8 protein-coding genes and 1 rRNA gene are annotated in these 8,178 nt (G+C 37.8%); 8 read left to right on the plus strand and 1 reads right to left on the minus strand.

Features of this window, described 5'->3' with window-relative positions:
* Positions 1-5: 5 nt before the first annotated feature.
* The 6 genes from T498_RS0109490 to T498_RS0109515 all read left to right on the plus strand — a co-directional run bounded on the left by T498_RS0109490 (position 6) and on the right by T498_RS0109515 (position 6,421).
* Complete coding sequence (locus T498_RS0109490; RefSeq protein WP_028235706.1) at positions 6-1,253, plus strand: hypothetical protein; 1,248 nt, start codon at positions 6-8, stop codon at positions 1,251-1,253.
* Positions 1,253-1,921 (plus strand): DUF6320 domain-containing protein, encoded by a 669-nt coding sequence (locus tag T498_RS0109495; protein WP_028235707.1) that lies wholly within the window; start codon positions 1,253-1,255, stop codon positions 1,919-1,921. The genes T498_RS0109490 and T498_RS0109495 overlap by 1 nt, the downstream gene beginning before the upstream one ends.
* A complete protein-coding gene (locus T498_RS0109500) occupies positions 1,921-4,491 on the plus strand; it encodes a bifunctional diguanylate cyclase/phosphodiesterase (protein ID WP_028235708.1) in 2,571 nt (856 codons plus the stop codon). Before T498_RS0109495 ends, T498_RS0109500 begins: the two co-directional genes overlap by 1 nt.
* Positions 4,492-4,577: 86 nt before the next feature.
* Positions 4,578-5,381, plus strand: a complete 804-nt coding sequence (locus tag T498_RS0109505) for an enoyl-CoA hydratase-related protein (protein WP_028235709.1) — start codon at positions 4,578-4,580, stop codon at positions 5,379-5,381.
* 130 nt (positions 5,382-5,511) lie between these two features.
* A complete protein-coding gene (locus tag T498_RS0109510; RefSeq protein ID WP_028235710.1) occupies positions 5,512-5,883 on the plus strand; it encodes a desulfoferrodoxin family protein in 372 nt (123 codons plus the stop codon).
* Positions 5,884-5,947: 64 nt separating this feature from the next.
* On the plus strand, positions 5,948-6,421 hold the full coding sequence (locus T498_RS0109515) for a hypothetical protein (protein WP_028235711.1): 474 nt from the start codon (positions 5,948-5,950) through the stop codon (positions 6,419-6,421).
* 34 nt (positions 6,422-6,455) lie between these two features.
* Here T498_RS0109515 and T498_RS16255 read toward each other — a convergent pair whose 3' ends face one another.
* A complete protein-coding gene (locus T498_RS16255; protein ID WP_051524699.1) occupies positions 6,456-6,968 on the minus strand; it encodes a SprT-like domain-containing protein in 513 nt (170 codons plus the stop codon).
* 170 nt (positions 6,969-7,138) lie between these two features.
* Between T498_RS16255 and T498_RS0109525 the strand changes: the two genes are divergently transcribed.
* Together T498_RS0109525 and T498_RS0109530 are read left to right on the plus strand one after the other, a co-directional pair.
* Positions 7,139-7,378: a hypothetical protein gene (locus tag T498_RS0109525; protein ID WP_028235712.1), complete on the plus strand. Its 240-nt coding sequence runs from the start codon at positions 7,139-7,141 to the stop codon at positions 7,376-7,378.
* A 468-nt stretch (positions 7,379-7,846) separates the two neighbouring features.
* Positions 7,847-8,178: ribosomal RNA gene (locus T498_RS0109530) — 16S ribosomal RNA — on the plus strand; the annotation flags it as partial.

The following is an 8,178-nucleotide window of genomic DNA, read 5'->3' on the forward strand; positions in this document are numbered from 1 at the left end:
AAAAAATGGGTAGAGATAATTGGTATAAAGTAGATAATGTTGCAAAAGTTTTTTTGGCAACAGCAGCAAAACGAGACACTAGAACACTTAGAGTTAGCGCGACACTATGGGAGGATATTGATCCAGAGTTGTTGCAAGAGGCTGTCTTATCAGCTATACAGATACGCCCTCAGTTTCAAGTAAGAATAAGACGTGGTGTATTTTGGCACTACATGGAGGATACAGATATCCAGCCGGTGGTTACAGAAGAACATGGAAGAGTATGCCCAAGGCTTTATGCACCAGGCAGAGCCATGCTTCACTACAAAGTCACCTATTATGGCAACAGAATTAATCTTGATTTGTTCCATGCAATATCAGATGGCACAGGGGCATTAGAGTTTCTTAACATAATAGTACTAGACTATTTGAAGCTTAAATATCCAGGTAAATACGAGGAGACAACAATCCATTCAGGTGCATCAGAGGATGATTTGAATCAGGATAGCTACAAACAATTCTTTGGAAGCATGGGCTTAAAAGGCTCTTCATTGAAATATGCATATCATCCAAGCGGCTTAAAGCTTCCATATGATCAGCTTCAGTTTTTTGAGGTACGCATGCCTTCAGCACAGCTTTTGCCTAAGGCAAAGGAGATAGGAGTATCTCTTACAAGCTATATTGGAGCCAGGTTTATGCTTGCCATTATGGAAGATATGCCACCAAGAAAGCGTAAGATGCCTATTAATGTTTCCATACCTGTTAACCTGAGAAATTACTATCCGAGCCAGACTTCTAGAAATTTCTTTAACAACGTAAATGTTTCTCATATATTTGATGAGCCTATTACACTGGAAGAATTGGCTAGGGAGTTTGACGAAAAACTAAAGGCAAATTTGACAGAAGAAAATATAAAGAAACAGATGGACAATTTTGAGACCATGGAATATGTGGCACCAGTTAGGGCGGTTCCGCTTTTTATCAAGCAGTGGGTTGTTCGATACGGCTCTAAGGTCACAGATAAAAAGGTATCTGTTGTACTATCTAATCTGGGTGTACAGAAACCACCAGAGGATGTTGCATCCATGATACAAAGCTATAGTGCTTTTTGCAGTTCGGCCAATTTGTTTTCTACAATGTTTAGTTACAATGGAGAAATGGCCCTTGGAATATCATCACCATACTCAAATACACGTGTCATTAAGAATTTGGTCAGAGGCATGTCAGAGGACGGCATAAAGATTAGAGTGTATGCAACGGAGGTGATTCGATAATGAAGAACTGTCCTTATTGTAAAATAGAAGTTGGGGGCAATCTTAGAAAATGTCCTCTTTGCCAGAGCAAGCTTAATGGTGAAGGCGAAAAAGCATATTTTCCAATGCAGACCACACTTAAGATTAAGTCTTTCTTTTATAAATTACAGCTGTTTATTGTATGGATTGCTGTGATTTGGAGTGTGGGGATGGATTTCCTTCTTCATCTGAAGGTTTGGCCACTTGATAATATACACTGGAGTTTGCTTGTGGCTTTATGGCTCATTGTCTTTGAATTTGGAATAATGAGGCTGTTTAAAAAAGGAATTAGTTCAGCCAGAATAATGACGCTGTTTGTTTTTCTGGTACTATTGGTTTTAATGATTACAGCATATTATGTGGGGCATTTAAGGCTGGTTTTAGACTGGGTAGCACCTATTGTTGTAATGGGGACGCTTATAGCGAATTATGCACTTGCCATGCTTGATAAAAATGGCAATGCAATGATATATCTGCTTACTAATTTAGTTGTAGGCATATTGCCATATATTGTTTTTTATTTTGCTGAAAGAGACTGTCCTATTTGTTGGATAGTATGCTTGATGGTTAGTGTTATTCTTTTTGTTGGAGCAGTTATTTTTAAAGGACGTGAAGTGGCTGGAGAAATCCAAAGGAGATTGAACGTTTAATGGCAGATTTGGGGGCATCTTTTAACAAAAGTAAATATATAATTGACAATTTTGAACGTGCATTGAAAGATGGTTGGATTGTAGTTTATTTTCAACCTATAGTTCGTACTTCAAATGGAAGAGTATGCGGTGAGGAAGCCTTGGTAAGATGGGAGGATCCTCTTCTTGGCATGCTTAATCCAATGGAGTTTGTTCCAGCACTTGAAGCTGTTAATCTTGTGCATAAGCTGGATTTATATGTGTTGGATAGAACGCTGGAGAAAATGAACGAGCAATTGAAAAGAGGGCTATTTTTAGTGCCTACCTCAATCAATATATCACAAGTGGATTACTATGCTTGCGATATCATAGAGGAAGTTGCCAGCAGAGTTGAAAAAGCCAATATTGCAAAAAGAATGATAGCAATAGAGGTTTCTGAAGGCTCATTATCAGTAATAGATGATTATTTGCTTTCTCAATTAGAACAATTCCAGGAGTTGGGATTTCAGATTTGGATGGATGATTATGGCAGCGGAGATATTGCGCCGGCACTGTTGCAGAAGTTTCATTTTGACACTCTCAAAATCAACATGAATTTTGTTAGACAGATTGTTGACAATGATAGTTCAAGAATCATTATTACTGAGCTTATCAGATTAGCTATGTCTTTGGGGATTGAGACAGTTGTTGAGGGAGTGGAGCTACCAGAGCAGATTGAATTCTTAAACGAGGTTGGCTGTTCAAAAGTACAAGGCTTTTACTATTGCAAGCCGATTCCTATTTCTGATATTTTCCAGAGATATACTTCTGGTACAGCTATCGGTTTCGAAAATCCTAAAGAAACAGATTACTATGCCACAATAGGTAAGATTAATCTGTATGACTTATCTTGCGTTAGAACTAAAGAAAACAATGATATAAACAATTATTTTGACACACTGCCAATGGCAATAGTAGAGATAAGTGATGAAAAAATAAGACTCATACGAGGAAATAAATCTTTCAGAGATTTTATGATATATAATTTCGACAATGATGTTTTGACAAGGGAATATGTCTTTGCAGAAAAGAAGAATCGAACTGGAAGATATACGATGAATTCGATTCGCAAATGCGGAAATGATGGTAAGCGACAGATTATTGATGATATGTTGACCGATGGTCGATCAATCCAGCTGCTTATTCAAAGAGTTGCTGTAAACTCAGTTAAACACGTTTCTGCGGTTATAATAGTTATCCTTTCAGTTACAGATAAACAAAAAGCATCTGAGGATTTAAACTACAATTACATTGCCCGAACTCTATCTGAGGATTATATTATTCTGTTTTATGTAAATCTAGATACAGATGAGTATGTAGAATATAGTCCAGATGCGTTGAATAGGGATGTGTCCATCGAGCGTCAAGGTACGGATTATTTTAATTGTATGAGACGCGAGTTTGCCAAGAACGTATACAAAGAGGACCAGGAGATTATGCTTGAGTCCTTTACCAAGGAGCATATCCTTTCTGAGATAGATCGAAAGGGAACATACTCTATTACCTATCGTAGATTACAGGATAATAATCCTATATATGTGAATCTAAAGGCCCTTCGCGTCAGAAGCGGAGGAAATTATATATTAGTTGGAATCGATAATGTTGATGCTCAAATGAAGCAACGTGAAATGATTGAAAAAATCAAGGAAGAGCAGCTGACATATCGAAGAATCATGGCTTTGACTGGCGACTTTATTTGCATATACTCTGTGAATCCTGAAACAGAGGAATATGTCAGCTTTAATTCATCTGACATATATGAAAGATTACATATTAATTCTACAGGAAATGAATTTTTTGAGGCATCAAGAAAAAATGCTACAAAAACAATTCATCCAGAGGATTTGCAAGTATTTAGGGAAGCCTTTACCAAGGAAAATGTACTTGCGGAAATAGAAGCAAAGGGCATGATGATGCTCAAGTACAGAATTATGGTGGATGGTGAGGTAATGCACATTTGTCTGAGAGCTACTATGCTGGATGAAACAAATGGACCTCGACTCATTGTTGGTATACTTAATATTGAAGAAGAAGTGCGTCGTGAAAGAGAGTATGCTAATTCCTTGCTTGAGGCTGAAGACAGAGCTGTGAAGGATCAACTTACTGGTGTTAAAAATAAACGTGCATACGTGGATGAGGAAGAACATCTTAATATCCAAATTAAGGCGGGGAAGGACATTAAATTTGCTATAGTTGTATGTGATTTAAACGGATTGAAGCAGATTAATGACACATTGGGCCATAAGGCTGGAGATGAATATATTCAAGAAGGCTGTGAAATTATATGCGATACTTTTGCTAGAAGCCCGGTTTTTAGAGTTGGTGGAGATGAATTTGTAGCGGTTGCTCAAGGCAAGGATTATGATCAATTGGAAATACGACTAGCTACCATTGGAAGTGCAAATAATGAAAATAAAAAGAATGGCAAAGTTACTATTGCAGTTGGCGCGGCTAAATATTCATCAGAGGATAAATTCGTGTCAGATGTATTTGAGCGAGCAGATTCAATTATGTACGATAACAAGCGCAAAATGAAAGAGTCTGTAAAATAAGATTATTGCGATTGACAAAAGTTTAACAATAGGCTACTATAGTAATCATGAGATAAAGGGCAAAGACCCTAAAGAGGAGGATTACTATGAGCGAATTTAACAACTTAAAGCTTGAAGTTGCTGATGAGATTGCAGTTCTTACAATTTCACGTCCAGCAGCACTTAACGCACTTAACTCAGAGACTCTTGATGAGCTTAATGTTGCTTTGACAGAGATCGAAGCTAGAGACGATGTAAAGGTACTTATCCTTACAGGCGGTCCAGACAAGAAAGATAATGCATTCAAGTCATTCGTTGCTGGTGCAGATATTTCTGAGATGGTTAACTTTACAGCAGCTGAGGCAAGAGCTTTCGGTATGAGAGCATCTGTTCCATTCTTCAAGCTTATGAACATGAGACAGGTTACAATCGCAGCTGTTAATGGCTTCGCACTTGGCGGTGGCTGTGAAATCGCTATGGCTTGTGATATTCGTATCGCATCTGAGAATGCTACATTTGGTCAGCCTGAGACAGGTCTTGGAATCATTCCAGGATTTGGTGGTACACAGAGACTTGCTCGTCTTGTAGGTATGGGACGTGCTAAGGAGCTCATCTTTACATGTGATTCTATCGATGCTAACGAAGCATACAGAATCGGTCTTGTAAACAAAGTTACTTCTACAGAAGAGCTTATGAGCACAGCTAAGGCTATGGCTGCTAAGATTGCTTCAAAGGGAAGCTATGCAGTTTCTATCGCAAAGGCTGCTATCAACAACGGTTATGATATGGATATCAAGAATGCAGTTGAGATGGAAGCAAACCTCTTCGGTATTACATGTTCTACACATGATAAGGCTGAAGGAATGGGTGCATTCCTTGAGAGACGTGCAGCAAATCTTACAGATTTCTAATGCGAGTTTAAAATTTTAAAGCTATATGAGCGGTGCGTAGCATCGCTCATTTTTTTGTTTATTTACTATATAGTAAATGTTATCATGTAACTATGAAGGTATTTAATCTACATAATATAGGAGGGGTCTTATGAAGTTTTACGTATGTGAATCATGTGGTAATTTTGTAGGAATGGTTGTAGATTCTGGCGCACCAATGTCTTGCTGTGGTAAGATGATGAAGGAACTGGTTCCTGGCACTTCTGATGGTGCAGCTGAGAAGCATGTACCTGTTTTCACAGTAGATGGTAACAAAGTAGTAGTTACAGTGGGCTCTGTAGAGCATCCAATGGTTGAGGCTCATTTTATTGAGTGGATTGCAATTGAAACTAAAAAAGGAGCTCAAAGGAAGGTTTTGAATCCTGGTGATAAGCCATCTGTAGAGTTTGCATTAACAGATGATGACGCTGTCGTTGCTGTATATGCTTATTGCAATCTCCATGGCTTGTGGAAGGCAGAATAATGATTTAAGTTATCTAATGACCTCATGGCAATATGGCTGTGAGGTCGTTTTTTAGGAGGAATATATGATAGATATGACAGAACTTATTGATGATTGGGCCATATTATTAGAGGCAAAGTATGATTTTGCATATGCAGAAGACATGCTTAACATGGAAGAGTACTTAGATTTGGTGGAAAAGTCATACAACGCAATTAAAGAGTTTTACGCTAAAGTAGATGGATTAAAAAAGGTCTTGCCCCAGGAGATTATGGAGTACATGAATCTTTTAGAAGAAATTAGTATGTATGCGGCACCTTGCTATGTTGATGAATCCGAAAATAATACATTTGCCCTTTCTAGAATCATAGCAGAAGAACTTGCTGCATTAGCTGCAAATTATAATTATGCTAAAGAAGATGAAGAAATACCTTTTAAAGAAGGGGTACTCTCATCGGTTACAGGTTTTGATTATGAAATCGAAAGAGTTTTATACTACGATGTCAAAGAAAAGGACACATCAGATTTTAGCGAGGTGGCTAAAGCTATTGGCTTTTAGAAAGCGAATGGAGCTTGCTTACATGGACTAACGACTATCCGACAGTCTTTTTTGACCAAGCGCAAGCTCCGCATCTGGCGCATCCGTAATATCTATAGTTCTTTGTAAACTTTGAATCGCGCTTGCGGTAAATTGTTGCACCACATTTGCCGCAGGTGAATATATATTTTATAGCCATTTCTTGCGACTCGTGGTTTTCTATACCTTTTTCTTGTCCTGCGGTCACACGTTTAATGTTGTATCCATAGACTTGGTTAACAACTTCTGCATAATATTTCCATTTGCCCGTATGACGCATACAGCCTTTACAAGTGTGTAAAAGCTCATGGATTATCGTTTCCTTACAAGCGTTCTCTGAAATTCGTTCATCTTCAAGCAAACGAGAAGCTATTTCTATAGAATAGCTACCGTCTTGATTTAATTTGCATAGGCCCCAGCGAGTCTTTGCTCTGGTATTAATTTCCCATGAAGAAATATATCCAAGTTTTATTCCTAGGTGAGTAACTTCGCGGATGCACTGTTCTTTTAGTTTGTTGAAATCTTTCATAATATATACTTCCATACAAAGATAATTATAATTTGTTCAATCATATCATTTTAAAATTAATTAGAACAGGGTGATATAATCACTTTGGATTTTTAAGAATAAATGCTACAATTATAAAACAAAATAATCAGATAATTAGACCGCTAATGCTTTATTTAAGGAGGAGAATAATGGAGTTCAAAAGAATTTGTAAAGATTTCGATTTGAAATTATTACAGTTAGATACATGGGGCATGTTGACACAAGAAGAAGTGGCTGACAAAATGGCTAAAAAGAATACACTGTTGCAAGAGTACGAGAACAATCTCATAACCATACATCAGTTTGAGAATCAAGTCGAAGATCTTACAGCTGGATTAGAGGTTCCATCCAAAGATGATATATTGGATAGGTGCAATGCATTGATTTAGAATATAGCTTATATATGCATATTACGGGAGGCCCATGTTGTTGGGCCTTCCTTTTGTTTAAGCAATAAATATTAATATAAGTGTCAAAAGTCCTAAAATAAGCACATTGTTTATAATGTTGGCACAATTCAAACAAAAGGCGATTTTAAGGTGAATAGATGTACTTTAAAAAATATGCAAAAAAGGGTTTACAAGTGATGATTCAGGTGATATTATAATCGAGCACTGAGGGACAGCAAGTCACACAGAGCAAAACAAATAAACGAAGATTGATAACTGAACAGTGAAACAAACCTTGAATTAATACAAGTTTTTATGGTAACAAGCAAGCTTGTTACTTAACACAAACTTTACTTCGTAAAGATTGTGAATGACATGTATCCTTGAAATTCATTTAGTTTCTAAGACGAAACAAAAACCTTTTTTTAGTAAACAAGTCAGTTTTATACTGATTCGGAATTAAACTTTTAAATTGAGAGTTTGATCCTGGCTCAGGATGAACGCTGGCGGCGTGCTTAACACATGCAAGTCGAACGAAGCAACTTATCACGATCCCTTCGGGGTGACGATTTGTTGACTGAGTGGCGGACGGGTGAGTAACGCGTGGGTAACCTACCTTGTACAGGGGGATAACAGTTGGAAACGACTGCTAATACCGCATAAGCGCACAGCATTGCATGATGCAGTGTGAAAAGTTTTTTCGGTATAAGATGGACCCGCGTCTGATTAGCTAGTTGGTGAGGTAACGGCCCACCAAGGCGACGATCAGTAGCCGACCTGAGAGGGTGACCGGCCACATT

Source organism: Pseudobutyrivibrio sp. MD2005 (genome assembly GCF_000621865.1).
Lineage (GTDB): Bacteria > Bacillota > Clostridia > Lachnospirales > Lachnospiraceae > Pseudobutyrivibrio.

What these genes read in the sequence shown, in the direction of transcription:
- T498_RS0109490 (WP_028235706.1), top strand. Translation starts at nt 6, where the DNA reads ATGGGTAGAGATAATTGGTATAAAGTAGATAATGTTGCAAAAGTTTTT.
- T498_RS0109495 (WP_028235707.1), top strand. Translation starts at nt 1,253, where the DNA reads ATGAAGAACTGTCCTTATTGTAAAATAGAAGTTGGGGGCAATCTTAGA.
- T498_RS0109500 (WP_028235708.1), top strand. Translation starts at nt 1,921, where the DNA reads ATGGCAGATTTGGGGGCATCTTTTAACAAAAGTAAATATATAATTGAC.
- T498_RS0109505 (WP_028235709.1), top strand. Translation starts at nt 4,578, where the DNA reads ATGAGCGAATTTAACAACTTAAAGCTTGAAGTTGCTGATGAGATTGCA.
- T498_RS0109510 (WP_028235710.1), top strand. Translation starts at nt 5,512, where the DNA reads ATGAAGTTTTACGTATGTGAATCATGTGGTAATTTTGTAGGAATGGTT.
- T498_RS0109515 (WP_028235711.1), top strand. Translation starts at nt 5,948, where the DNA reads ATGATAGATATGACAGAACTTATTGATGATTGGGCCATATTATTAGAG.
- T498_RS16255 (WP_051524699.1), bottom strand. Translation starts at nt 6,968, where the DNA reads ATGAAAGATTTCAACAAACTAAAAGAACAGTGCATCCGCGAAGTTACT.
- T498_RS0109525 (WP_028235712.1), top strand. Translation starts at nt 7,139, where the DNA reads ATGGAGTTCAAAAGAATTTGTAAAGATTTCGATTTGAAATTATTACAG.